At 71.2% G+C, this 24,016-nt stretch carries 23 protein-coding genes and 2 riboswitches; of the genes, 6 read left to right on the top strand and 17 right to left on the bottom strand.

Going from position 1 to position 24,016, the window contains the following annotated elements; genetic code table 11:
- Nucleotides 1-37: 37 nt before the first annotated feature.
- A complete protein-coding gene (locus ACZ6K0_RS07405) occupies nucleotides 38-706 on the top strand; it encodes an N-acetylmuramoyl-L-alanine amidase (protein WP_469227584.1) in 669 nt (222 codons plus the stop codon).
- Between the two features lie 19 nt (nucleotides 707-725).
- Here the strand turns inward: ACZ6K0_RS07405 and ACZ6K0_RS07400 are convergent, their stop codons facing one another.
- The 11 genes from ACZ6K0_RS07400 to ACZ6K0_RS07350 form a co-directional block, all read right to left on the bottom strand.
- Nucleotides 726-1,889, bottom strand: coding sequence for a cysteine desulfurase family protein (locus ACZ6K0_RS07400; protein ID WP_469227585.1), 1,164 nt, complete (start codon nucleotides 1,887-1,889; stop codon nucleotides 726-728).
- 185 nt (nucleotides 1,890-2,074) lie between these two features.
- A complete protein-coding gene (locus ACZ6K0_RS07395) occupies nucleotides 2,075-2,944 on the bottom strand; it encodes a thioesterase family protein (RefSeq protein WP_376399724.1) in 870 nt (289 codons plus the stop codon).
- A gap of 23 nt (nucleotides 2,945-2,967) precedes the next feature.
- A complete protein-coding gene (locus ACZ6K0_RS07390) occupies nucleotides 2,968-3,645 on the bottom strand; it encodes a trimeric intracellular cation channel family protein (protein WP_376399727.1) in 678 nt (225 codons plus the stop codon).
- Nucleotides 3,646-3,982: 337 nt separating this feature from the next.
- Nucleotides 3,983-5,236, bottom strand: a complete 1,254-nt coding sequence (locus tag ACZ6K0_RS07385; protein WP_376400485.1) for an ABC transporter ATP-binding protein — start codon at nucleotides 5,234-5,236, stop codon at nucleotides 3,983-3,985.
- An 8-nt stretch (nucleotides 5,237-5,244) separates the two neighbouring features.
- Nucleotides 5,245-6,351: an ABC transporter ATP-binding protein gene (locus ACZ6K0_RS07380; protein WP_376399730.1), complete on the bottom strand. Its 1,107-nt coding sequence runs from the start codon at nucleotides 6,349-6,351 to the stop codon at nucleotides 5,245-5,247.
- Complete coding sequence (locus tag ACZ6K0_RS07375; RefSeq protein WP_376399733.1) at nucleotides 6,348-7,346, bottom strand: ABC transporter permease; 999 nt, start codon at nucleotides 7,344-7,346, stop codon at nucleotides 6,348-6,350. Before ACZ6K0_RS07375 ends, ACZ6K0_RS07380 begins: the two co-directional genes overlap by 4 nt.
- Before the next feature lie 114 nt (nucleotides 7,347-7,460).
- Nucleotides 7,461-9,233 carry an ABC transporter substrate-binding protein gene (locus ACZ6K0_RS07370; RefSeq protein WP_376399736.1) on the bottom strand — a complete coding sequence of 591 codons (1,773 nt, stop codon included), beginning with the start codon at nucleotides 9,231-9,233 and terminating at the stop codon, nucleotides 7,461-7,463.
- Between the two features lie 113 nt (nucleotides 9,234-9,346).
- The gene (locus ACZ6K0_RS07365; RefSeq protein ID WP_376399739.1) at nucleotides 9,347-10,384 is read right to left on the bottom strand and encodes an ABC transporter permease; all 1,038 of its coding nucleotides are present in this window, start codon (nucleotides 10,382-10,384) and stop codon (nucleotides 9,347-9,349) included.
- A gap of 362 nt (nucleotides 10,385-10,746) precedes the next feature.
- On the bottom strand, nucleotides 10,747-11,538 hold the full coding sequence (locus ACZ6K0_RS07360; protein ID WP_376399742.1) for an enhanced serine sensitivity protein SseB C-terminal domain-containing protein: 792 nt from the start codon (nucleotides 11,536-11,538) through the stop codon (nucleotides 10,747-10,749).
- Between the two features lie 89 nt (nucleotides 11,539-11,627).
- A complete protein-coding gene (locus ACZ6K0_RS07355) occupies nucleotides 11,628-12,368 on the bottom strand; it encodes an enhanced serine sensitivity protein SseB (RefSeq protein ID WP_376399745.1) in 741 nt (246 codons plus the stop codon).
- Nucleotides 12,369-12,483: 115 nt separating this feature from the next.
- A complete protein-coding gene (locus ACZ6K0_RS07350; RefSeq protein WP_469227586.1) occupies nucleotides 12,484-13,170 on the bottom strand; it encodes an AAA family ATPase in 687 nt (228 codons plus the stop codon).
- A gap of 152 nt (nucleotides 13,171-13,322) precedes the next feature.
- Nucleotides 13,323-13,422: riboswitch (glycine riboswitch) on the top strand.
- 1 nt (nucleotide 13,423) lies between these two features.
- A riboswitch (glycine riboswitch) is annotated at nucleotides 13,424-13,549 on the top strand.
- Nucleotides 13,550-13,608: 59 nt separating this feature from the next.
- On the opposite strand from ACZ6K0_RS07350, the gene gcvT reads away from it, so the two are divergent.
- The 4 genes from gcvT (at nucleotide 13,609) to ACZ6K0_RS07330 (ending at nucleotide 18,036) form a co-directional block, all read left to right on the top strand.
- Nucleotides 13,609-14,733: a glycine cleavage system aminomethyltransferase GcvT gene (gene gcvT / locus ACZ6K0_RS07345; RefSeq protein WP_469227587.1), complete on the top strand. Its 1,125-nt coding sequence runs from the start codon at nucleotides 13,609-13,611 to the stop codon at nucleotides 14,731-14,733.
- 77 nt (nucleotides 14,734-14,810) lie between these two features.
- The gene (gcvH, locus tag ACZ6K0_RS07340; RefSeq protein ID WP_376399754.1) at nucleotides 14,811-15,191 is read left to right on the top strand and encodes a glycine cleavage system protein GcvH; all 381 of its coding nucleotides are present in this window, start codon (nucleotides 14,811-14,813) and stop codon (nucleotides 15,189-15,191) included.
- Nucleotides 15,192-15,223: 32 nt separating this feature from the next.
- On the top strand, nucleotides 15,224-16,492 hold the full coding sequence (glyA, locus tag ACZ6K0_RS07335) for a serine hydroxymethyltransferase (RefSeq protein WP_376399757.1): 1,269 nt from the start codon (nucleotides 15,224-15,226) through the stop codon (nucleotides 16,490-16,492).
- Between the two features lie 158 nt (nucleotides 16,493-16,650).
- On the top strand, nucleotides 16,651-18,036 hold the full coding sequence (locus tag ACZ6K0_RS07330; protein WP_376399760.1) for an L-serine ammonia-lyase: 1,386 nt from the start codon (nucleotides 16,651-16,653) through the stop codon (nucleotides 18,034-18,036).
- A 201-nt stretch (nucleotides 18,037-18,237) separates the two neighbouring features.
- Here ACZ6K0_RS07330 and ACZ6K0_RS07325 read toward each other — a convergent pair whose 3' ends face one another.
- Together ACZ6K0_RS07325 and ACZ6K0_RS07320 are read right to left on the bottom strand one after the other, a co-directional pair.
- Nucleotides 18,238-19,128 carry a CopD family protein gene (locus tag ACZ6K0_RS07325; RefSeq protein WP_376399763.1) on the bottom strand — a complete coding sequence of 297 codons (891 nt, stop codon included), beginning with the start codon at nucleotides 19,126-19,128 and terminating at the stop codon, nucleotides 18,238-18,240.
- A gap of 95 nt (nucleotides 19,129-19,223) precedes the next feature.
- On the bottom strand, nucleotides 19,224-19,439 hold the full coding sequence (locus ACZ6K0_RS07320) for an EF-hand domain-containing protein (protein ID WP_376399766.1): 216 nt from the start codon (nucleotides 19,437-19,439) through the stop codon (nucleotides 19,224-19,226).
- Between the two features lie 75 nt (nucleotides 19,440-19,514).
- Here ACZ6K0_RS07320 and ACZ6K0_RS07315 point away from each other — a divergent pair, with 75 nt between their 5' ends.
- Complete coding sequence (locus ACZ6K0_RS07315) at nucleotides 19,515-20,153, top strand: GNAT family N-acetyltransferase (protein ID WP_469227588.1); 639 nt, start codon at nucleotides 19,515-19,517, stop codon at nucleotides 20,151-20,153.
- A 46-nt stretch (nucleotides 20,154-20,199) separates the two neighbouring features.
- Here ACZ6K0_RS07315 and ACZ6K0_RS07310 read toward each other — a convergent pair whose 3' ends face one another.
- The 4 genes from ACZ6K0_RS07310 to ACZ6K0_RS07295 form a co-directional block, all read right to left on the bottom strand.
- Nucleotides 20,200-21,384 (bottom strand): YncE family protein, encoded by a 1,185-nt coding sequence (locus tag ACZ6K0_RS07310; protein ID WP_469227589.1) that lies wholly within the window; start codon nucleotides 21,382-21,384, stop codon nucleotides 20,200-20,202.
- Entirely contained in the window at nucleotides 21,384-22,160 is a 777-nt protein-coding gene (locus ACZ6K0_RS07305) for a polysaccharide deacetylase family protein (RefSeq protein WP_376399776.1), read from the bottom strand. The genes ACZ6K0_RS07310 and ACZ6K0_RS07305 overlap by 1 nt, the downstream gene beginning before the upstream one ends.
- Nucleotides 22,161-22,658: 498 nt before the next feature.
- Nucleotides 22,659-23,165, bottom strand: a complete 507-nt coding sequence (locus ACZ6K0_RS07300; RefSeq protein WP_376399779.1) for an ATP-binding protein — start codon at nucleotides 23,163-23,165, stop codon at nucleotides 22,659-22,661.
- A gap of 70 nt (nucleotides 23,166-23,235) precedes the next feature.
- Nucleotides 23,236-24,003, bottom strand: coding sequence for an enoyl-CoA hydratase/isomerase family protein (locus ACZ6K0_RS07295; RefSeq protein WP_024755207.1), 768 nt, complete (start codon nucleotides 24,001-24,003; stop codon nucleotides 23,236-23,238).
- Nucleotides 24,004-24,016 lie beyond the last annotated feature (13 nt).

Below are 24,016 nucleotides of genomic sequence, written 5' to 3'. Positions count from 1 at the left end.
GGGAACCAAGGTCGCGGGAGTAAGCGTTCTCTGGTGCATGGGGAGCAAGGGGAGCGGCGGAAGCGGGTCGGACAGGCGGGTGGGGCGGCGGGCCGTGCTGCTCGGCGGCGGGGTCGCCGTCCTGGGGACGGCCGCACTGGCCAGGGACGAGCTGGCGCGCGCGTGGTGGCGGCTGCCGGGGATGGAGAAGAAGCGGGTCGACGGCGAGCTCGACCACAAGGGCGCGGAGTGGACGTCGGCGGCGCGGGCGAACTGGCGGCGGGCCGACCGGCCGGACGACTACGTCATAGACCGGGTCGTGATCCATGTCGTCCAGGGCAGTTACGCGACGGCGCTGAAGGTCTTCAAGAACCCGGGGCACGGGGCCGCCGCGCACTACGTCGTCCGCAAGGACGGTCATGTGGCGCAGATGATCCGGGAGCTCGACGTCGCGTTCCACGCGGGGAACCGCGACATGAACGAGCGGAGCGTCGGCATCGAGCACGAGGGCTTCGTCGACCGGCCGCAGGACTTCACGGCGGAGATGTACGCGGGGTCGGCGCGGCTGACGGCCGACATCTGCTCCCGGTACGGGATACCCGTGGACCGGGAGCACGTCATCGGGCACGTGGAGGTCGAGGGCACCGACCACACCGACCCCGGGCCGCACTGGGACTGGGACCGCTATCTGCGGCTGGTGCGCGAGGCGTCGAAGAAGCCCGTGTGAGGCCGTGACGGCTCGCGCCTCAGCTGAGGCCCGCGGTCCTCGCCCGTTCCACGGCCGGGCCGATCGCCTCGGCGACCGCCGCCACGTCCTCCTCCGTGGAGGTGTGGCCCAGGGAGAAGCGCAGGGTGCCCCGGGCCAGGTCCGGGTCGGCGCCCGTGGCGAGCAGGACGTGGCTGGGCTGGGCGATGCCGGCGGTGCAGGCGGAGCCGGTGGAGCAGGCGATGCCGGCGGCGTCGAGCAGCAGGAGCAGGGAGTCGCCCTCGCAGCCCGGGAAGGTGAAGTGGGCGTTGGCGGGGAGCCGCTCGGCGGGGTCGCCGCCGAGGATCGCGTCGGGCACGACCGTACGGACGGCGGTGACGAGCTCGTCGCGTAGGGCGCCGACCTCCCGGGCGAACTCCTCGCGGCGCTCGGTGGCGAGCCGGGCGGCGACCGCGAAGGCGGCGACGGCGGGCACGTCGAGGGTGCCGGAGCGGACGTGCCGCTCCTGGCCGCCGCCGTGCAGGACGGGCACGGGGGTGTACTCGCGGCCGAGGAGCAGGGCGCCGATCCCGTACGGGCCGCCGATCTTGTGGCCGGAGACGGTCATCGCCGCGAGGCCGGAGGCGGCGAAGTCGACCGGAACCTGACCGACGGCCTGTACGGCGTCGGCGTGCAGAGGCACACCGAACTCGGCGGCGACGTCGGCGAGTTCACGGACCGGCATGACGGTGCCGATCTCGTTGTTCGCCCACATGACGGTGGCGAGCGCGACGGAATCGGGGTCGCGGGCGATCGCCTCGCGCAGGGCCTCGGGGTGGACGCGGCCGTAGCGGTCGACGGGCAGGTACTCGACCTCGGCGCCCTCGTGCGTGGCGAGCCAGTCCACGGCGTCGAGGACGGCGTGGTGCTCGACCGGGCTGGCGAGGACGCGGGTACGGCGCGGGTCGGCGTCGCGGCGGGCCCAGTAGAGGCCCTTCACGGCGAGGTTGTCGGCCTCGGTGCCGCCGGAGGTGAGGACGACCTCGCTGGGCCGCGCACCGAGCGCGGCGGCGAGCGTCTCGCGCCCTTCCTCGACGGTCCGCCGGGCGCGCCGTCCGGCGGCGTGCAGGGAGGAGGCGTTGCCCGTGACGGCGAGGTGGGCGGTCATCGCCTCGATCGCCTCGGGCAGCATGGGCGTGGTCGCGGCGTGGTCGAGGTAAGCCATGGTGGGTCGATTCTACGAGTCCACCGCGGCGGCCTCGGCGTCTGGCCTGTTTACGCCCCTGCGCGCACCGTCCGCCGCCCTGTCCGCCTGCCTGTCCGCTCCCCGTCCGCCTGCCTGTCCGCCCCCCGTCCGCCTGCCTGTCCGCCCCCCGTCCGCCCGCCTCGTCGCGCGGGTCGCCCGGAGGCTCAGCCGCGCGGGGCGCGGGCCAGCTGGCGGGACTGGGCCACCAGGCGGTCGGCGCTGTCCCAGACCTCGGCGTCCTCCTCCAGGAAGCCGCCGGCGAGGTTGCGGGTCGTGATGGAGACCCGCAGCGGGCCGGGGGCCGGGCGGCAGCGGATGTGGGTGGTGAGCTCCACGGTCGGGGTCCAGCCCTTGAGGCCGAGCTCGAAGGAGGTCGGCGGGAGCGCGTCGACCGTGAGCAGCAGGGAGAGCGCGTCCGGCTCGCGGCCGTCGGCGAGGCCGAACCAGGCCCGCATCTCGCCCTTGCCGGACGGGGCGCCGACGGCCCAGCCGACACAGGCCGGGTCGAGGCGGAGGTCCAGCCGGTCGGCGATGGCGGAGGAGCCGGGGATCCTCGGGGCCGGGTTGTCCGCGGCGCTGAAGCAGTTCTCGATCGCGGCCATCGCGGGCGGCGTCGCGGTGGTGCGGACGTCGTCGGGGAGGGCGTCGAGGTCGCCGTACGAGGCGAGGACGCGGATGCGCTCGACCTCGGTGCCGTCCTCGGCGTACTGGAAGAGCGAGGCCTGTCCGGTGGAGAGGGTCCGGCCGGTACGGACGGTCTCGGTCCGGATCACCGCGGGGCCGGGCACGGACGGCGTGAGGTAGTGCGCCGAGATCGTGAACGGGTCGGGGTGCGGTAGGTGGTCGCCGAGGGCGCGGCCGAGCAGGGCGAGGAGGTAGCCGCCGTTGACGGCCTGGATGATCGTCCAGCCGGCGGAGAGGTCGGCGTCGTAGACGCCGGGGGCCCGGAGGGTGACGGCGGTGTCGCGGTCGAACTCGCTCGCGGTCTCGACGGCGGTCGCCTCGGAGGCGGTCGTCTCGGTGCTCGTGCTCATACCGTCGACGGTACCCCAGCCCATTACTGAGCGGTAGCTTTTTCTGGTTCCTCACGGGCGGAGGAGCGGCGGTTCCAGGCGCGGGGCGCGCGCCAGTGGTAGCGCATCGCGAGGAGGCGGAGGACGAAGGCCGTGAGGACGGCGGCGCCGCTGGTGAAGGCGTTGAGCATGTCGAAGCGGATGCAGAGGACGACCATCGTCGCGCCGACGATCGCGGGGACGGCGTACAGGTCGCGGTCCCAGCGGAGCAGCGACGGCACCTCGTTGGCGAGCACGTCCCGCAGGACACCGCCGCCGACGGCGGTCGCGAGCCCGAGCGCGGCGGAGGAGGTGAGACCGAGGCCGTAGTCGTACGCCTTCGTCGTGCCGGTCACGCAGAAGAGCCCGAGGCCGGCGGCGTCGAAGACGTTGACGGCGGTCTGGGTCCGCTCGACCTCCGGGTGGAGGAAGAAGACGAGGACGGTCGCGACCAGCGGCATGACGAAGTAGCCGAGGTCGGCGAAGGCGGCCGGGGGTACGGCGCCGATGATCAGGTCGCGGAGGAGCCCGCCGCCGAGGGCGGTGACCTCGGCGAGGACCGCTATGCCGAAGACGTCGAAGTTCTTGCGGACGGCGAGGAGGGCGCCGGAGATGGCGAAGACGAAGATGCCGACGAGATCCAGGGCGTGCTGGACATCGGGGCTGAACAGATCGTGGAGCACCGCCCAATTGTGCCGGGTGTTCGGGGCGGGGTCGGTGACTCCCCCACCCCCCTCCCCGAAACCCTGACGGGACCGGGGGCTCCGCCCCCGACCCCCCGCCCACGCGCCCGCTGCACGGCGCGACACACCCGCCCCCGCCCCGCGCACCCACCTGCGGGCGGCACACCAGAGGCCCCTGCCGCAGCAAGCCGAGACGGGGAACCGGGACTCCGCCCAGAACCCGCACACCCGGCCCGCAGGCCGTCCGCCGACAGACCACGGGCAGCACCCCGCCGCAGCCGGACGGCGCGTACGCCAGAGGCCCCTGCCGCAGTGGTGCGGCAGGGGCCTCTCGGTGTCACGCCTTCGGCGCGTCGCCCTCGGGCGACGACTGCGCCTCGGCCTCAGCGGCGGGCTCCGCCGCATCGACATCGGGCTCGGCCGCGTCTGCCTCGGCCGCGTCCGTCTCGACCTCGGGCTCGGCCTTGGCCGTGGCCTTGGATCCCGCCTCGGCCTTGGGACCCGCCTCGGCCGGCGGCTCCGTGGCCTTCGGTGTCGACGCCGGCTCCGTCGGCTTCTCCTCCGGCTTGGTGATCTCTACCGATTCCCGGGCTCCCGGGATCGTCAGGGCGTCCGTGTTCTCCGGGTGGTGGCAGGCCACGCGCTGGCCCGGGCGGAGTTCCAGGAGCGGGGGCTCCTGGGTCTTGCAGACCTCCGTCGCCTTCCAGCAGCGCGTGTGGAAGCGGCAGCCGGGCGGCGGGGCGATCGGGGACGGGACGTCGCCGGTGAGCAGGATGCGGTCGCTCTTGGCGCCCCGGCGGCGCGGGTCCGGGATCGGGACCGCGGACATCAGGGCGCGGGTGTACGGGTGCATCGGGTTCTCGTAGAGGGACTTGCGGTCCGCGAGTTCCACGATCTTGCCCAGGTACATCACCGCGATGCGGTCCGAGACGTGCCGGATGACCGACAGGTCGTGGGCGATGATCACGTACGTGAGGCCCATTTCCTGCTGGAGGTCGTCCAGGAGGTTGACCACCTGCGCCTGGATGGAGACGTCCAGGGCCGACACCGGCTCGTCCGCCACCACCAGCTTCGGCTTCAGGGCCAGCGCGCGGGCGATGCCGATGCGCTGGCGCTGACCGCCGGAGAACTCGTGCGGGTAGCGGTTGTAGTGCTCGGGGTTGAGGCCCACGAGGCCGAGGAGGCGCTGGACCTCCTTGCGCACACCGCCCTCGGGCTCGACGCCCTGGAGCTTGAAGGGCGCGGAGACGATCGTGCCGACCGTGTGGCGCGGGTTCAGCGAGCCGTACGGGTCCTGGAAGATCATCTGGATGTCGCGGCGGAGCGGGCGCATCCCGCCGACTCCCAGGTGGGAGATGTCCTTGCCCTGGAACTCGACCGTGCCGTCGGTCGGTTCGAGGAGCCGGGTGATGAGCCGGCCCATCGTGGACTTGCCGCAGCCGGACTCGCCGACGACGCCGAGGGTCTCACCGGGCAGGACCTCGAAGTCGATCCCGTCGACCGCCTTGACCGCACCGGTCTGCCGCTGGAGAAGCCCCTTCTTGATGGGGAAGTGCTTCTTCAGGCCGGTGACCTTGAGGAGGGGTTCCATGGTCTCGCTCACAGTTTCGGCGCAATCTCTTCGGTCCAGATACGGGTCCGCTCCTCCTGCGGCATGTGGCAGGCCGAGAAGTGGCGGTCCCCGGCCAGGGCCAGCTCCGGTCGCTGGGTGCGCGTGATGCCGCCCTTGGGGACGTCCGCGTACGGGCAGCGGGGGTTGAAGGCGCAGCCGCTCGGGATGTTGATGAGGCTGGGCGGGTTGCCCTTGACCGGGATGAGCCGCTCGGTCTGCTCGCGGTCGATCCTCGGCATCGAGCCGAGCAGGCCCCAGGTGTAGGGGTGCTGCGGCTCGTAGAAGACGGACTCGGCCGGCCCGCGCTCGACGCAGCGCCCGCCGTACATCACGAGGATGTCGTCGGCGAGCTCGGCGACGACGCCGAGGTCGTGGGTGATGATGACGACCGCCGAGCCGAACTCCTTCTGGAGGTCCCGCATCAGGTCGAGGATCTGCGCCTGCACGGTCACGTCGAGCGCGGTGGTCGGCTCGTCCGCGATGAGCAGTTCGGGGTTGTTGACGAGCGCCATGGCGATCATCGCGCGCTGCCGCATGCCGCCGGAGAACTCGTGCGGGTAGTTCTCGAACCGCTTGGCGGGCTCGGGGATGCCGACCCGGTCGAGGAGTTCGACGGCCCGCCGGCGTGCCGTCTTCTTGTCCACGTTGTTGTGGACGCGGTACGCCTCCACGATCTGGTGACCGATCGTGTAGTACGGGTGCATCGCGGACAGCGGGTCCTGGAAGATCATCGCCATCTCGCGGCCGCGCATCTTGCGGACCTCGTCGGGGTCCGCGGAGAGCAGTTCGCGGCCGTTGAGCCAGATCTCGCCGGAGATCTTCGCCTTCTGCCGGCCGTACTGGCCGACCGTGTGCAGGCCCATGATGCCGAGCGAGGTGACCGACTTGCCGGAGCCGGACTCGCCCACGATGCCGAGGGTCTTGCCCTTCTCCAGCTGGAAGCTGAGGCCGTCGACCGACTTGACCAGACCGTCGTCGGTCGGGAAGTGGATCTTCAGGTCGCGTACGTCGAGGAAGGCGTCCGACGGGGCGTCCTTCGCGGGCGCGACGGGCTCTCCGAGCGCCGCGCCCGTCTTCGTCAGCTTGTCCGTCATGCGAGCCTCACTCGGGGGTCGATCACCGCGTACAGAAGGTCCACGACGAGGTTGGCGAGGACCACGCAGGCGGCGGTGATGAGGGTGACGGCCAGGATCAGCGGCAGGTCACGCTCGCTCACGCCCTTGATGGCCAGGCCACCGAGGCCGTGGAGACTGAACGCGGTCTCCGTCAGGATCGCGCCGCCGACGAGGGCGCCGAGGTCCATGCCGAAGATGGTCAGGATGGGGGTCATGGTGGAGCGCATCGCGTGCTTGCCGAGCACGACCGGCTCCGGCAGACCCTTGGCCCGGGCGGTACGGATGTAGTCCTCGCCGAGGACCTCCAGCATGGTGGCGCGGGTGAGCCGCGCGTACATCGCCGCGTACAGGAAGGCGAGGGTGACCCAGGGCAGGAGGAGCCCGCCGAACCAGCCGGTGAAGGACTCGGTGATCGGCGTGTACGAGGCGTCGACCCACTTGAGCTGGGTGCGGAAGACGAGCATCGCCAGCATGGCGGTGAAGAAGATGGGGAGCGAGACGCCCGCGAGCGCGGTGATCATGGCCGCGCGGTCGATGATCGTGCCGCGCTTGAGTGCGGAGATCACGCCCGTGGACACACCCAGGACCAGCCACAGCACCGCGGCGCCGAGGACCATGGACAGGGTGACGGGGAAGGCGTCGACCAGCATCGTCCACACGTCCTGCTCGGTGCGGAACGAGTAGCCGAAACAGGGCATCGCGCAGTGGATGGTGTCGCCACCGCCCGTGTAGTCCCGGCCGACGAAGATGCCGGAGACGAAGTGCCAGAACTGAACCAGGATCGGCTCGTCCAGGCCCAGCTTCTGACGGATGCCCTCAATGGAAGCCGGATCCGCCTGCTTGCCGACGAACATCGCGGCAGGGTCGCTGCCGGTCATCTTGGGGATGAGGAAGAAGATGCTGAGCGTCACGAGCGTGACGACGAGCAGCATCACGACGACTGCGAAGAGCCGTCGGACTATGTATGCAAGCATGCGGTCGGCCGGTCGGCGGCAGGGGAACCCGATCGGATTCCCCTGCCGCCGCCCTCGGCCATCACCTGCCCTTCGGACCTGGCGGCGGGTGGTGCGCCGGTGAAGCGGGTCGGATTACTTGACGACGCCGAGCGACGCGTAGTCGTAGCGGCCGTTGTAGGCGTCCGCCGTGTAGACGTTGGTCAGCCGGGAGCTGCGCCAGATGATGTTCTTCTCGTGGGTGAAGGGCAGGTAGACCGCGGCCTCCGAGACCTTCGTGTTGATCTGCTTGTAGAGCTCGCCGGCCTTGACCGGGTCGGTCTCCTTCAGCGCCTGGTCGAACAGGCCGTTGACGGCCTTGTCGTTCAGCTCGGAGAAGTTGTTGTTACCGCTCTGGAGGATGAAGCGGCCGTCGACCAGCGGCTGGAGGAAGCCCTGCCCGGTCGGGAAGTCGGCGCCCCAGCCCATGATGATGATGCCGTAGCCCTTGTCCTTGACGACCTTCGGCGAACCGATGATGCCGGACGTCTGGGCGCCGTCGAACTGCTCGATCTGGGCGTCGATGCCGGCCTTCAGCAGCGACTGCTGGAGGGACTCGGCGGTCGCGATCTCGACCTTCTTGTTGTTGCGGACCGCGATCTTGGTCTTGAAGCCGCCCGGCTTACCGCACTTCTTCAGGGCCTCCTTGGCCTTGACGAGGTCCGGCGCGCCCGCGAGCTTGCCGTACGGGTCGGCCTTCGGGTCGGCGCCCTTGAGGGCCGGCGGCAGCATGTTGGTGGCGATGTCGCCACCGCCCTGCGGGCCACCACGGGCGGTCTGGAGGGACTTGGAGTCCGCCGCGTAGATGATGGCCTTGCGGCACTCGATGTTGGGGATGACCGTCTGCGGGAAGACCGCGTAGCGGATGAAGCCCGTCTGCGGGTTGTCGACGTTGCCCTTGTGCTGCTGGAGCACCTTCTGGCGCGCGGCGGCGCCGACACCCGTCGCGTTGATGTCGAGGTCGTACTCGCCCTCGACCAGACGGTTGTCCATGTCGTCGGCGTTCGTGGTGAACGTGACGCTGACGCTGTCCGGCAGCGCCTTGCGGACGGTGTCGGTCTTCGCGTCCCACTTGTCGTTGCGGACGAGCTTGATCGACTTGTTCGGGGTGTACGACTGCCACTTGTACGGGCCGGAGGAGAAGGGCTTCAGGCCGTACTTGGCCTTGGTGTCCTTGTCCTGGCGGACCGGGGAGGCGGCGGGCATGGCCAGCATCTGCAGGAAGTCACCGTTGGCGACCGGCAGCTTGAAGATGATGGTCTTGTCGTCCGGGGTCTCGATCGCCTTCAGGCCGAGCTTGTCCGCGGAGGTGTCCTTGTACGGGCCCTTGTAGTCGCCCTTGGGGTCCAGGACCTGCTGCAGGTAGATCGGGCCGCCGGAGATGACGTCCTGGGCCCAGATGCGCTCGATGCCGTACTTGATGTCCTTGGAGGTGATCGGCTTGCCGTCCTCCCAGGCGATCCCGTCCTTCAGCGTGAAGGTGTAGGTCAGGCCGTCGGCCGAGACCTTGCCGGTGTCGGTGGCGAGGTCCGAGACGAGCTCGGTGGAGGCGGCGCCCGGCTCGGCCTTGAAGGTGACGAGCTGGCGGGTGTAGTAGCGGGCGAAGTCCCACACGAAGCCGTAGTAGCCGCGCTGCGGGTCCCAGTTGTCGGCCTCCTGCGAGCCGATGAACTTCAGCTCGCCGCCCTTCTTGTCCGAGGCGTTGGAGACCTTGTTCACGGCGGCGTTGAAGCCGGCCGCACCCGTCTTGCCGTCCTTGTCGCCCGACTTGCCGCCGTCGCCGCCGCACGCGGTGGTGACGACCATCACGGCCGCCGCCAGCAGTGCGCCCGCGGCGATTCTGCGCCTCTGAGAGCTCATCAGAGTCATGGGTCTCGCAACCTCCGGAGTAGTGGCGGCCGTCATGTCGGTCCGCCGTTGGGGGATGAGCCTCCTGTCGCCAGCGGCAGGGGCGGGTCGTGGGTGTCGCCGTCGGCGAGCGGTCAGCGGGAGCCCTTCGGGTCGAGCGCGTCACGCACGCCGTCGCCGAAGAGGTTGAACGCAAGGACGGTGATGAAGATCGCGAGGCCGGGGATCACCATGAAGACGGGGTCCGCCTCGTACGTGGTGATGGCCGTCGACAGCATCTGGCCCCAGGAAGCGGTGGGAGGCTTCACGCCCGCACCGAGGAAGCTGAGCGCCGCTTCGGTGAGGATGTTGGTGGGGATCATGAGGGTCGCGTAGACCATGATCGGGGCGATCAGGTTGGGGAGCAGCTCCCGGCGCAGGATGTAGAAGCGGCCGGCGCCCAGGCTCTGGGCGGCCTCGACGTACTCGCGGTTGCGAAGCGAGAGGGTCTGGCCGCGGACGATGCGGCCCACGTACGGCCAGCCGAAGAAGCCGATGACGAGCACCAGCGCGGCGATGCGGACGCCCGAGCCTTCGAGGCCGAGGAACTCGGTGGGCAGCACCGAGACCAGGGCGATCGTGAAGAGCAGCTGCGGGAAGGCGAGCATGACGTCCATGACGCGGCTGAGGGCGGCGTCGATCCAGCCGCCGAAGTAGCCCGCGACGATGCCGAGGACGGTGCCGAGGAAGACCGCGAAGACCGCCGCGAGGAAGGCGACGAGCAGCGAGATCCGGGCGCCGTAGACGATCCGGCTGAAGACGTCGCGGCCGTTGACCGGCTCGACGCCCAGGAGGAAGTCGGAGCTGATGCCGCCCCAGGAGCCGATCGGGGTGCCGAAGAGCGGGTCGATCTGGTCCTCGTGGAACTCGTTCGGCGGGTGGCCGAGGAGGCCGACGATGACCGGGGCGAAGATCGCGACGAGGATGAGGAAGACGACGACGAAGGCGCCCGCGAGGGCGAGTTTGTCGCGCTTCAGCCGGGTCCAGGCGATCTGCCAGGGCGAGCGGCCCTGGATCGCCTTGCCGGAGGCTTCGGAGGTGCCGGAGTTGTCCGGAGTGCCGGAAGCGTCGGGCGCGCCGACGACGGTGGCGGTCGACTCGCCCGCACTCGTCTCGTGCAGTGGTGCCGTCATCGTGGTGAGGACCCCTCTCGGCCGCCGGTAGCCGGCCCTTGCCCGCCGCGGGTAGCGGCTCGGTGGAACAACCTGCTGGGCATCGGTTCGAAAGGAGCCGAACGCCCGGTGTTCCGGGGAGTCTTCAATGCGCTTGCGATCACCCGCCAGCCCTGACGAGGAATGTTTGCTCAAACGTGATGCGGTGCTGCGACTTCCGTTATCCGGACGTCGTGATCACCTGAGCGGACCATCTCGGGTCCTCTTCACCGCAATCGGACATGTCGCCCAACTGGGCGTTCGAGGTGCGGTATTGGTACGAACAACGGCCTCGGGAGAGGACTCCGGAGGCCGCTGGGGTACGAGGGGGAAAAGGTGACGTCTCAGTATCCGGACGGAGCCGGCGGCGGGTAGCCGTACCCCGGCACGGCGGCGGATCCGCGTCCGGCGTGCGCCTCGCGGTCGTAGAAGGGGCGCGCGTGGGCGCTCAGCCAGAGGGCCACCGGGTCGTACGCGTCGGAGAGCGCGACCGTCGAGACGGGCAGCCCGTCGGGCACGGCGGAGATCGACTGGCGCATCATCGCGCGGACGGCGTCGACGGCGGCCGGGGAGGTGTCGTACAGGTCGAGTCCGACGGCGAGGTACGGGGAGCCGAGCGCGGGCTGCACCCAGCCGCGGCGCAGCGACCTGACGGCCGGGGTGCGGTGCGCGTTCTGCGTGAGGAGAGCGTAGAACTGCGGGATCTCCAGGGCGGGTTCGCTGACGCGCAGCGGTCCCGCGGGCATCCGGTCGAGGCCGGTGGCGATGCGGCGCAGGTCGGCCCAGGGGATGCCGACGCCGCCGCCGGGGGCGTGCGGATTGAGCCAGATGCCCCAGCGGTCGGGGTAGAGGGCGCGGGCCATCTCGCGGCCGGTGACGAGCTCGTGGGCGCGGTTCCAGCCGGAGGCGGCGAGCTCCTGGGCGGAGGTGACGCAGGGCGCGTAGCCGAAGCCGTCGACCTCCATGTTCCCGTACTGGGCGTCGGACGAGCCGGGCGAGCCCTGCCACAGCAGCATCCAGACCTCGCCGTCTGCCAGGGCGTGCAGCAGCCTCTCGTACGCGTCGTAGCGTCCGGGTGCCACCTGGCGCAGCATGTGCTCGACCTGTCCGGTCGCAGCGGTGCCTGACGCGCTCACCCTGTGTCCCGCCCCTCTTCCGTTCACCACGTCTGTCCGGCCGCCGATTCGGTCCGGCTCGGTTCAGTTCAGCTTAAACAGGGTGCCGCTCACCCGGCGGCGCGCTGGTAGAAGGGGCGTACCCGCTCCAGCATCCAGTCGCCGACCGGGTCCTGCGCCATGTCGAGCAGGATGAGGTTGACCGGCCAGGCGACCTCGACGCGGCCGAGGGCGCGGCCGAGGGCGTCCAGGGGCGCGTTCCGGTCGACGCCGTCCCAGGCGGCGAGCTGGACGCCGATGAAGAGGGCCGGTTCGGTGCCCTCGACGCTCGCGAGGGCGCGGCGGGCGGAGGCGACGACGCCGGTGGCCTCGAACTCGGCGGAGGCGGCGGCGAGGAAGTCGACGGGGTCGTCCTGCCAGTCGGGCTCGAAGAGCCGGACGCGGCCGCCGCTGGCGGGGCCGTCGAGCGGGGTGCGGCCGGCGCGGCAGAGTTCCGCGACGGCGGGCGGGGGCAGCGGGACGCCCACCGTGCCGCCGGGGTTCACGGCGATGCCCAGCTGCGGGGGCAGGCCGCGGGCGAAGTCGCGGGCGGGGGCGACGGTGTACGACATGTGCGTGCCGACGCAGGCGAGGAACTGCTGTTCGGAGCTGAAGACGGGGACGAAGGCCGCGCCGTCGATCTCCAGGGTGGCGAGGTCCAGGTCGGGGCTGTCGGGGCCGCCGCCGTTGGGCAGGGGCACCCAGACCTCGCTGCGGCTCAGCACCTCGACCAGTCGGCCCCCTGCGGCGGGGTTGCCGAGCGAGGCGGACAGCACCTCTTCGAGCTCATTGCCCGGCCACGTCACGTCCACGGTCCCTTTTCCCCTATCTCGCGGGGGCGCGTCCTCCCGCACCGCCCCGCAGCACCCTAACGCCGCCCTGGCGCCGCCGTGGCCAAAAGCAGCGGGTACGGATGCGGGGCCGGCCTCAGGCCACGTCGCGGAAGCCGATCTTCCGAAGTGCGTCCGCGGCGTCCCGGTCGAGGAGGGTCGCCGAGGCGCAGCCGTGCGGCAGACCGCCGGACTCGGCGGTCCGCAGGAGCCGGCCGACGGCCCGCCGGTGCCGGGCGAAGGCGTACGCGGAGACGCCACGGCCCCGGTCGCGCTGGCCGTCGCGCGCCGTGCCCGGCTCGACGTCGAGCAGGACGAGGTGCAGGGCGGCGCCGCGGCGTCCCGCCTCGCGGGCGAGCCAGCCGCGCACCCAGGACTGGGTGCCGCAGTCGTGCACGATCACGCTCGCGCCGGAGCGCAGTGCGCGGCGCAGCCCGGCGTAGTGCGCGAGCCGGACCAGGGGGCGGTAGACCGCGTACGGCAGGAGGCGCGGCATGCGGGCCTCCCAGCGCTCGCGGACGTCCTGGGAGTCGATGCCCCGGCCGTCGGCGGCGCGCTTCATCAGGGTGGACTTGCCGCTGCCGGGCAGCCCGGAGACGACGACGAGGTCGCCGGCCGCGAAGAGGAGGGCCCGGGGCCCCCGGCCGCCGCGCTCGCGCAGGTCGCGCAGGATCCGGCCGCGCCGGCGGGTTCTGGCTCTGGTCCGGGCCCGGGCCCGGGCCCGCTGGGACGGTATGCCGGTACCGGTACTCGTCGCGTATGCGCCGGTGTGCTGGATCCTCATCGCTGCTCCCCCTGCCGGGCCTCGGGAGACCCTTGCCCACAAAGTGTAAAGAAGCGGTAATGAGATACAAGTGATGTGCCGCGCGGAGCACGCGTGCAATGATGTGCCCGCCAGGCGCGCTCAGTCGCCAATACAACCGCATACCGGCCGCTCGAATCCGCGCGGGAGAGTTCCGGACCGCCCCAGGCGTCCGGACGCCGAAGGAGCAAGACCCTCCCTTGAATCTCTCAGGCCCCGTACCGCGTGGATGAGGCAGATCTGAAAAGCGGGACACCCTGCCGTGTCCCCACCCAAGGTGCAAGCCGATCTCTCGGTGCCGATCTTCCGGTGACGAGATGCTCTCGGTGAACCTCTCAGGTTCCATGACAGATGGGGAGGACGTCCTCGCCCGTCATGTGTTTCGTCACCGAACCGCCCTTGGGATCCGGGAGCCACCCCATGAGCACTGCCCCCCGTCTGACCGCCCTCGATGCGCTGCATCGTTCGCTGGGCGCGACCATGACCGACTTCGCGGGCTGGGACATGCCGCTGCGCTACGCCAGCGAGCGGGACGAGCACAACGCCGTCCGCACCCGGGCGGGCCTGTTCGACCTCTCCCACATGGGTGAGATCACGGTCACGGGCCCGCAGGCCGTCGAGCTCCTCGACCACGCCCTCGTCGGCAACATCTCCACGGTGGGCGTGGGCCGTGCCCGCTACACGATGATCTGTCAGGAGGACGGCGGCATCCTCGACGACCTGATCGTCTACCGCCTCGGCGAGACCGAGTACATGGTCGTCGCCAACGCCTCCAACGCCCAGATCGTCCTGGACGCGCTCGTGGCGCGCGCGGAGGGCTTCGACGCCGAGGTCCGCGACGACCGCGACGCGTACGCCCTGCTCGCGATCCAGGGCCCGGAGTCCCCCGGCATCCTGAAGTCGCTCACCGACGCCGACCTGGACGGGCTGAAGTACTACGCCGGCCTGCCCGGCACGGTCGCGGGCGTGCCCGCGCTGATCGCCCGTACCGGCTACACCGGCGAGGACGGCTTCGAGCTGTTCCTGAAGCCCGAGCACGCCGAGGGCGTCTGGAAGGCCCTGACCGAGGCGGGCGCCCCGGTCGGCCTCATCCCGTGCGGCCTGTCCTGCCGTGACACGCTCCGCCTGGAGGCGGGCATGCCGCTGTACGGCCACGAGCTGACGACGGCCCTCACCCCCTTCGACGCCGGTCTCGGCCGGGTCGTCAAGTTCGAGAAGACGACCAACGAGGGCCGCTTCGTCGGCCGTGAGGCGCTTGAGAAGGCCGCCGAGCGCGCCGAGACCGCCCCGCCGCGCAAGCTCGTCGGCCTGATCGCCGAGGGCCGCCGGGTCCCGCGCGCCGGCTTCTCCGTCGTCAAGGACGGCGTGGTGATCGGCGAGGTCACCTCGGGCGCCCCGTCCCCGACCCTCGGAAAGCCGATCGCGATCGCGTACGTGGACGCGGCGCACGCCGCGCCCGGTACCGAGGGTGTAGGTGTGGACATCCGCGGCACCCACGAGCCGTACGAGGTCGTCGCGCTGCCGTTCTACAAGCGCCAGAAGTGACGCAGTCGTCTCATCCCGGGTCTCACCCCGCGAGACCCACGTTCATCAGTACTCCCCCGATCCAGGAGAATCAGGTCATGAGCAACCCCCAGCAGCTGCGCTACACCAAGGAGCACGAGTGGCTGTCGGACGCCGTGGACGGCGTTTCGACGATCGGCATCACCGAGTTCGCGGCCAACGCGCTCGGTGACGTCGTCTACGCCCAGCTCCCCGCTGTCGGCGACACCGTCACCGCGGGCGAGACCTGCGGCGAGCTGGAGTCGACGAAGTCCGTGAGCGACCTGTACTCCCCCGTCACGGGTGAGGTCGTCGCCGCCAACCAGGACGTGGTGGACGACCCGTCGCTGGTGAACACGGCTCCGTTCGAGGGTGGCTGGCTGTTCAAGGTACGTGTCGCGGGCGAGCCGGACGACCTGCTCTCCGTCGACGAGTACACCGCGTTCTCCGCCGGGAACTGAGACCGGGCCCGAGACCCCTTAGGGATCGATTCATGTCGCTTCTGAACACTCCCCTCCACGAGCTGGACCCCGACGTCGCCGCCGCCGTCGACGCCGAGCTCCTTCGTCAGCAGTCCACCCTCGAGATGATCGCCTCGGAGAACTTCGCTCCGGTCGCGGTCATGGAGGCCCAGGGCTCCGTCCTCACCAACAAGTACGCCGAGGGCTACCCGGGCCGCCGCTACTACGGCGGCTGCGAGCACGTCGACGTGGCCGAGCAGATCGCGATCGACCGGGTCAAGGACCTGTTCGGCGCCGAGTACGCCAACGTCCAGCCGCACTCCGGCGCCTCCGCGAACCAGGCCGCCCTCTTCGCGATCGCCCAGCCCGGCGACACGATCCTGGGTCTGGACCTGGCGCACGGCGGCCACCTCACCCACGGCATGCGCCTGAACTTCTCCGGCAAGCAGTTCAACGTGGTCGCGTACCACGTGGACGAGGCCGGTCTGGTCGACATGGCCGAGGTCGAGCGCCTCGCCAAGGAGCACCGTCCGAAGGTCATCATCGCGGGCTGGTCCGCCTACCCGCGCCAGCTGGACTTCGCGGAGTTCCGCCGGATCGCCGACGAGGTCGAGGCGTACCTGTGGGTCGACATGGCCCACTTCGCGGGCCTGGTCGCGGCCGGTCTGCACCCGAACCCGGTCCCGTACGCGGACGTGGTGACCTCCACCACGCACAAGACGCTCGGCGGCCCCCGCGGCGGCATCATCCTGGCGAAGAAGGAGTTCGCGAAGAAGCTGAACTCCTCGGTCTTCCCCGGTTTCCAGGGCGGCCCGCTGGAGCACGTGATCGCGGCCAAGGCCGTCTCCTTCAAGGTCGCGGCCTCGGAGGACTTCAAGGAGCGCCAGCAGCGCACCCTGGACGGCGCCCGCATCCTCGCCGAGCGCCTGGTCCAGGACGACGTCACCGCGCACGGTGTCTCGGTCCTGTCCGGCGGTACGGACGTGCACCTGGTCCTGGTCGACCTGCGGAACTCCGAGCTCGACGGCCAGCAGGCCGAGGACCGTCTCCACGAGGTCGGCATCACGGTCAACCGGAACGCCGTTCCGAACGACCCGCGGCCGCCGATGGTCACCTCGGGTCTGCGCATCGGTACGCCGGCGCTCGCGACCCGCGGCTTCGGCACCGAGGACTTCACCGAGGTCGCCGACATCATCGCGGAGACCCTGAAGCCGGGCTTCGACGGCGAGAAGGCCGAGGCCCTCAAGGCCCGGGTGACCGCTCTGGCCGACAAGCACCCGCTGTACCCCGGCCTGAAGTAATTTCGTACCCTTTTGTTCGTACGAACGTTTGGGGCATCGCGCACACTGAAAGGTGAGTGCGGTGCCCCACCCCGTGTCGTGCCCCGTTTCGATCTTCCTGCTCCGTTCTGCACCACCCCGGCAGACAACGGCGTCTAGCCCCCACAAGGAGTCTCTCCGTGGCCATCTCGGTCTTCGACCTGTTCTCGATCGGTATCGGCCCGTCGAGCTCCCACACGGTGGGCCCGATGCGCGCGGCCCGGATGTTCGCCCGCCGGCTCAAGAACGAGGGCCTGCTCGCCCACACGGCGGCCATACGTGCGGAGCTGTACGGCTCCCTGGGCGCGACCGGCCACGGCCACGGCACCCCCAAGGCGGTGCTCCTCGGCCTGGAGGGCAGCTCGCCCCGCACGGTGAACGTCGAGACGGCGGACGACGAGGTCGAGCGGATCAAGACGAGCGGCCGGATCAACCTGCTCGGCGCGCACGAGATCCCCTTCGACTTCGACGCCGACCTGATCCTGCACCGCCGCAAGGCGCTCCCGTACCACGCCAACGGGATGACGATCTTCGCGTACGACGCGGAGGGCGCCCTGGTCCTGGAGAAGACGTACTACTCGGTCGGCGGCGGCTTCGTCGTCGACGAGGACGCGGTCGCCGGCGAGAACCCGATCGTCCCGGACGACACCGTCCTGAAGTACCCCTTCCGCACCGGTGACGAGCTGCTGCGGCTCGCCAAGGAGACCGGCCTCTCCATCTCCTCGATGATGCTGGAGAACGAGAAGGCCTGGCGCACCGAGGAGGAGATCCGCGCGGGTCTCCTGGAGATCTGGCGGGTCATGCAGGCCTGCGTCTCGCGCGGCATGTCCCGCGAGGGCATCCTGCCGGGCGGCCTGAAGGTGCGCCGCCGCGCCGCGAACACGGCCCGCAAGCTGCGCTCCGAGGGCGACCCGGCGGCGCTCGCGATGGAGTGGATCACCCTCTACGCGATGGCCGTGAACGAGGAGAACGCGGCGGGCGGCCGGGTGGTCACCGCCCCGACGAACGGCGCGGCCGGCATCATCCCGGCGGTCCTGCACTACTACGTGAACTTCGTGACGGGCGGCGCCTCCCCGGAGGAGAAGGAAGACGGCATCGTCCGCTTCATGCTCGCGGCCGGCGCGATCGGCATGCTCTTCAAGGAGAACGCCTCCATCTCCGGCGCCGAGGTCGGCTGCCAGGGCGAGGTCGGCTCGGCCTGCTCGATGGCGGCCGGCGCGCTCGCCGAGGTCCTCGGCGGCTCCCCCGAGCAGGTGGAGAACGCGGCCGAGATCGGCATGGAGCACAACCTGGGCCTGACCTGCGACCCGGTCGGCGGGCTCGTGCAGATCCCGTGCATCGAGCGGAACGGCATGGCGGCGGTCAAGGCCGTCACGGCCGCGAAGATGGCGATGCGCGGCGACGGCAGCCACCTGGTCTCTCTCGACAAGGTCATCAAGACCATGAAGGAGACGGGCGCGGACATGAGCGTGAAGTACAAGGAGACCGCGCGCGGCGGTCTCGCGGTGAACATCATCGAGTGCTGAACCGTTCCCCCTCCCGGTAAGCCCCGTACGCGACCCGTACGCGGCCCTGGTACTCCGAAAGGGACGCCCCCGCGCCCGCCTCTTCGACCAGCGGCAGTACACCTGGACGGCGGTCGTGCTGTGGGCCTCGTCCTTCCACGTCGCCCTGCGGGGCTGAGGCCCGGGGCCTACGGGGCCCGGGGCCGGAGTGCCTTCACGGTGTCAGGGTGCGATCCAGTGCGGGTCGGGCATCACCGTGAGGAGCGCCGAGACGACCACGATCACCGCCAGCGCGGCCACCTCGATCCGGGCCGGGGCCTCGGCGTCGCCGCCGGACAGCATCCGGCTCCTGGCCGCGAGCGCCAGCAGGCTCACCCCGCCGAACAGCAGCAGCTTGACCAGCAGGATCCGGCCGTACGCCGTGGTCAGGACGGCGTCCAACGGCAGTCGGCGCAGCGTGGAGGCCGTGCCGGTGGCCGCGAGGGCGGCGTAGGCGACGGCGGCCATCCGGGCGTAGCGGACGAGGACCTCGCGGCCCCCGCGCCGCAGCCGCATGGTGCGAAGCACGTACAGGAGCGTGCCGAGCCACAGCGAGGCGCCCGTGAGGTGGACGACGGTGAGCCCGATGCCCACGGCGGGGGTGTTCGTCTCGGGGTGGGCCCGCACCGCCTCGGCCACGACCGCGACGGCGAGCGGGACGACGGCGAGGCCCGGCCGCCGCGAGGCCGCGCACAGGGCGGCGAGGGCGAAGGCGTTGGCGGTGAGGAGCAGCAGCCGGCCCTCCCACAGCCCGTACACGACGGGCAGGCTCAGCCCGCTGACGGCGGCGAGGAGCAGCAGGAGCCCGGCGGAGGCGGCCGCGCCGAGCAGCGCGGCGGGCACGGACAGGGCGCGGGGCCGGGGCCCTTCCCCGGCGAGGCGGCGTCCGGCGAGTTCGCCGATGTGGACGGCGAGGCCCGTGAGGACGAGGAAGCGCAGCAGCGCGGTGGTGCCGGCGGCGGGTATCCGGAGCTCGCCGGTACCTGTCCGGGCGAGGCCGGCGCCCAGCAGGGCGAGGCCGATGACGGCGAGGGCGGCGAGCGCGGCGAGGACCGCCGCGGTCGGACGGCTCAAGGTGCCGAAGGGTCCGGGAAGCGTCACCGGACGATCGTCACCGAGCCCCGGACGGGCGGCAACTCAGCGTTGCACCGCCCGCCCGGGCGGGCGGATCAGGCCTTGTTGTAGTGCGCCCAGAACTCGTCCCAGGACAGGACGCCGTCGCCGTTGTCGTCCCGCTGCTTGATGAGCACCTCGGCGACCGACTCGGTGACGTTGAAGTCGCCGAACTTCGCCATGAGGCTCTTGTACTCCGCGGCGGTGATGAAACCGTCCCCGTCGGCGTCGAACTTGTTGAATGCCGTGCGTGCCGCGTCGATGTCCGCCACTGCTTCCGCCCCTTCTCGGTGCTTCTCTGACGGGGGTCAGATTAGCTGGCCCCCGTCCTGCCGGATGATGGCGGGATGAACGACGACGTGGCACGGATCCTGGCAAACGCGGCACGCGGGAAGTTCCCGCCCCCGGACGGTTCGACGACGGTGGTGCCGCAGCCGAACCCGCGGGACGCGGGGGTGCTCGCCTTCACCGCCCATTCGGTGGTGTTCACGGACGCCGATCCGGAGTGGATACGGGCCGAGCTGGCGGCCACGGCGAGCGATCCGCTCGCGGCGAGCATGAACCCGGGCTTCCTCGCGGCCCTGATGGCCCGCACCGGCCGGGGCATGAACACGATCGATCTGCTCACGGTCGCCGACGCCCTGCCGGGCCCTCCGCCGCTGGAGCTCCGCGCGATCGAGGACCCGTCCCATCCCCGGGTGGCGCGGGCACTGAAGTTCCGCGACGAGGTCCGGGTGTGGGCGGCGGACGGCGGGCTGCTGGTCCTGGGCCGGGGCGTCGCGGGCCGCTGGGAGGCGGCGATCGAGGTCGACGAGGACGTACGGCACCGGGGTCTCGGGCGCGCCCTGGCGACGGCGGCCCGGCACCTCACCCCGGGCGGGGTGGTGTGGGCGCAGCAGTCGCCGGGCAACGCCCGCAGCGTCCGCGTCTTCCAGGCGACGGGCTTCCGCCCGGTGGCGTCGGAGGCGCTGCTGGTGGCGGGATGATTCCCGCCACCCTCAGGGCCGGCAGTCCCCGGAGGTGAACCGAGCCCTAGCGAAAGACGCCGGTGTGGCCGAGGGAGTAGCGGCCGGGCTGGGGGTAGACGGCGAGGCCGTGGGGGCCGCCGCCGACGGGGATGCGGGCGAGCTGTTTGCCGCTCGTGGTGTCGATGGCGTACACCTCGGAGTTGTAGCGCCCTGACAGCCACAGCACCTTGCCGTCGGCGGAGACGCCGCCCATGTCGGGGGATCCGCCGTCCGGGAGCCACCACTTCTTGGTGAGCTTGTTCTTCGCGAAGTCGAAGACGGAGATCGAGCCCTCGCCGCGGTTGGGGACGTACATCTCGCGCGAGTCCCGGCTGACGTAGAGGCCGTGGGCGCCCTTGCCGGTGGGGAGGAGGGTGGGGGTGGTGAACTTCTCGCCGTCGAGGACCCACATGCCGTGGGCCATCATGTCGGCGACGTAGAACGTCTTGCCGTCCGGGGAGATCTTCACGTCCTGCGGCATGGCGCCCTGGAAGGGCAGTTTCTGCTGTCCGATCACCTCCATCTTCTCGGTGTCGACCTTGAGGAGTTCGCCGGAGAACTCGCAGGAGACGACGAAGTACCGTCCGTCGGCGGAGAAGTCGGCGTGGTTGACGCCGTAGCAGCTCACCGGGACGGTCTTCTTCCGTTCCATGGTGTGCGGGTCGCGGAAGACGAGTTCGCGGTCTAGGGAGGCCATGACGACGGCGTACTTGCCGTCGGGCGTGAAGTAGAGGTTGTACGGGTCGTGGACCTCGACCGGCTTGCCCGCGATCCCGGTGGCGGGGTCGATGGGGGTGAGGGTGTGGCCCCGGTTGTTGTTGACCCAGAGGGTCTTCATGTCCCAGGAGGGCACGACGTGCTGGGGCTGGTTGCCGACGGGGATCGTCTCGACGACCCGGTAGGTGGCGGGGTCGATGACCGAGACGGTGTTGGAGGTGGTGTTGGGGACGTAGACCCGGGAGGGGAAGTTCCGGACCACCGGGGAGAGCTTGTTCGGCCGGTCGGCGGCGTAGACGTCGTTCGGGTCGAGGAGCGGCGGCATGCCGGGGAGGCCGGCGGGGGCCGCGGCCGGCTTGGGTACGGCGGGGGCGGCGGCCTTCTTGACCCCGGCGGCGCCGTCCTTGGTGTCGTTCCCGCCGCCGCAGCCCGCGAGGGTGACGAGGAGGGCGGCGGCGAGGAGGGCCCCGGTGCGCCCGGTGTGATGTGCCATCAGGTCAGCAGCTCCGTGGTGGTGACCGCGCGCAGTCCGCGGCGGTCGAGGTCGGCGAGGAGGAGGGGCAGCGCGGCGGCGGTGTCCGGGTAGCCGAAGTGGAGGCTGACGACCGATCCGGGCCGGACGGAGCCGGTGACGTTGCGGACGATCGCGGCGGCGCCCGGTGAGGTGAAGTCGAGGGAGTCGACGTCGTACGAGAGGGTGTGCGGGTATCCGGCGCGGTGGGCGGCGCGCAGGACGGCGGGGGCGGCGTGCTGGGTCCTGGAGGGGCGGAACCAGGTGCCGACGGAGCCGGTGAGGCGGCGCAGGCGGGTGGCGCAGGCCTCGATCTCCGCGTGGGCCTCGGCCTCGGTCATGGCGTTGATGTCGATGTGGTGCTGGGTGTGGTTGCCGAGGTCGTGTCCGCCGTCGAGGACGCGGCGGGCCATGCCGGGGTGTTCGTCGAGCCAGGAGCCGACGGCGAGGACGGTGACGCGGGCGCCGGCCTTCTCCGCCTGGCCGAGGAGGGTGCGGGCGAGGGCGGGGTCGCCCTGGCCGTGGAAGGTGAGGGCGACCCGGGGCCGGTCGCGGGGGCCGTGGTCGATCTCGGCGGGCCGGCCGGGGAAGCGGCGTGGGGCGGGCGCGGCGACCGGGGCGGCGGCGGGCGCGGTGCCGGGGCGGCGGGAGACGGCGGGGGCGGGGCGGGGCTCCGTACCGCAGGCGGTGGCGAGGGTTCCCGCGAGGGCGGCGGCCGCGCCCGTCCGGAGGGCGCCGCGGCGGTCGGTCGGCTTCACCTGTCCAGTAAAGAAGGATGTCGACCGAATCGTGATGATTAGGCCGATTCAGGACGTTTGCGGGCCACTCCGGGGCGTCCACCATACGGACGGGCCGGGGAAACAATCGATGAACCGCATAGCCATTCAATGTTTGCAAGGCGAGTGCCGCAGGTCACCAATGATTCATAGACGATCAATCCCCATTTGCCCGATTTTCTACCGGTAGGGACTTTTGGCGACGAGGCCACCCGTCTGCCATAGTCGGAGACACGACCCCCATTGACCCGGGCCAGGTCGACATAGCAGCCGTGGATACACCCCCCCGTCCACGGCGCACCACACGAGAGCCCCCAGGCGCCCCACTACGGCGGACGGGGGCTTTCGTGCACCCGGAGCGCCTCGGAGGACGGCTCGGGCGCGGTCGGCTCAGGCGCGGACGGTTCAGGCGTGGACGGCTCAGGCGCGGACGGTTCAGGCGTGGACGGCTCAGGCGCGGTCGGCTCAGGCGCGGACGGTTCAGGCGCGGTCGGCGACGCGCATCTCGAACCAGGTCGTCTTGCCGCGCGGCGCGAGGTCCACGCCCCAGCGGTCGGAGAGCTTGTCGACGAGGAAGAGCCCGCGGCCGCTCGTGTCGAGCTCGCTCACGGGCATCAGGCAGGGCAGCCCGCGCGAGGGGTCGCGGACCTCGATCCGGATCCAGCCGCGCCGCCGGTGCAGCCGCAGCGCGAAGGAGCGGGCGCCGGTGTGCCGGACGGCGTTCCCGACGAGCTCCGAGACGAGCAGCACCGCGTGCTCGGCGATCTGCGGGCCGAGCCCCCACTGGCGCAGGACCACGCCCTGTGTGAGCCGGCGGGCCACCCACGCGGACTCGGGCCGGGACGGCAGCCGCACGTCCTCCTCGGCCGGGTTGCCGTACAACTCCAGTACGTCGGCGACCTGTTCGTCATCCACGGCCGGTGACCACCGTGCGGCGGCGGCGCTGCCGCGCTGCCACGGTTGTTCCGTACCCTCCAGGCCCGCCATGCCCCCATCATGGCCGCACGGAGCCGTCCGCGGGGGCCGTTCCGACGGAATCGGCCCCCGCGGAAGCGGCTCAGGCGAACTTCGCCTTGCCCGGGCCCTCCTCGACGAAGCTGCGCATCCCGTTCTCCCGGTCGGCGGTGGCGAACAGCCCCGCGAACCAGGTGCGTTCGATGGCGAGACCGGTGTCGATGTCGGCCTCCAGACCCTGGTCGACCGCCTCCTTCGCGGCCCGCAGGGCGACCGCCGGGCCCTGCGCCAGCTTCGCGGCCCAGGCGTGCGCCTGCTCGTACACCTCGGCGGCCGGGACGACCCGGTCGACCAGGCCGAGGGTGAGGGCCTCGTCCGCCTTCACCATGCGGCCGGTGAAGATGAGGTCCTTGGCGCGGGAGGGGCCGATGAGCCGGGAAAGCCGCTGGGTGCCGCCCGCGCCGGGGATCAGGCCGAGCAGGATCTCCGGCTGGCCCAGCTTCGCGTTGTCGGCGGCGATCCGGTAGTCGGCGCAGAGCGCCAGCTCGCAGCCGCCCCCGAGGGCGTAGCCGGTGACGGCGGCGACGACCGGCTTGGGGATGCGGGCGATCGCGGTGAAGGAGTCCTGGAGGGCGCGCGAGCGCTTGACCATGGCCACGTGGTCCATGACCTGCATCTCCTTGATGTCCGCGCCGGCCGCGAACACCTTCTCGCCGCCGTAGAGGATCACGGCCCGCACGTCGTCGCGGTCGGTCGCCTCCTGGGCCAGCTCGCGCAGCCGGTCCTGCGTGGCGATGTCGAGGGCGTTCATCGGGGGGCGGTCGAGGCGGATCGTGCCGACGCCATCGGCGACTTCGAGGTTCACAGTCATGGGAGGAAGGTTA

The organism is Streptomyces sp. NPDC042346 (genome assembly GCF_055581845.1).
The sequence above is the reverse complement of the archived record's forward strand: the minus strand, read 5'-3'. Positions and strand labels throughout refer to the sequence as shown.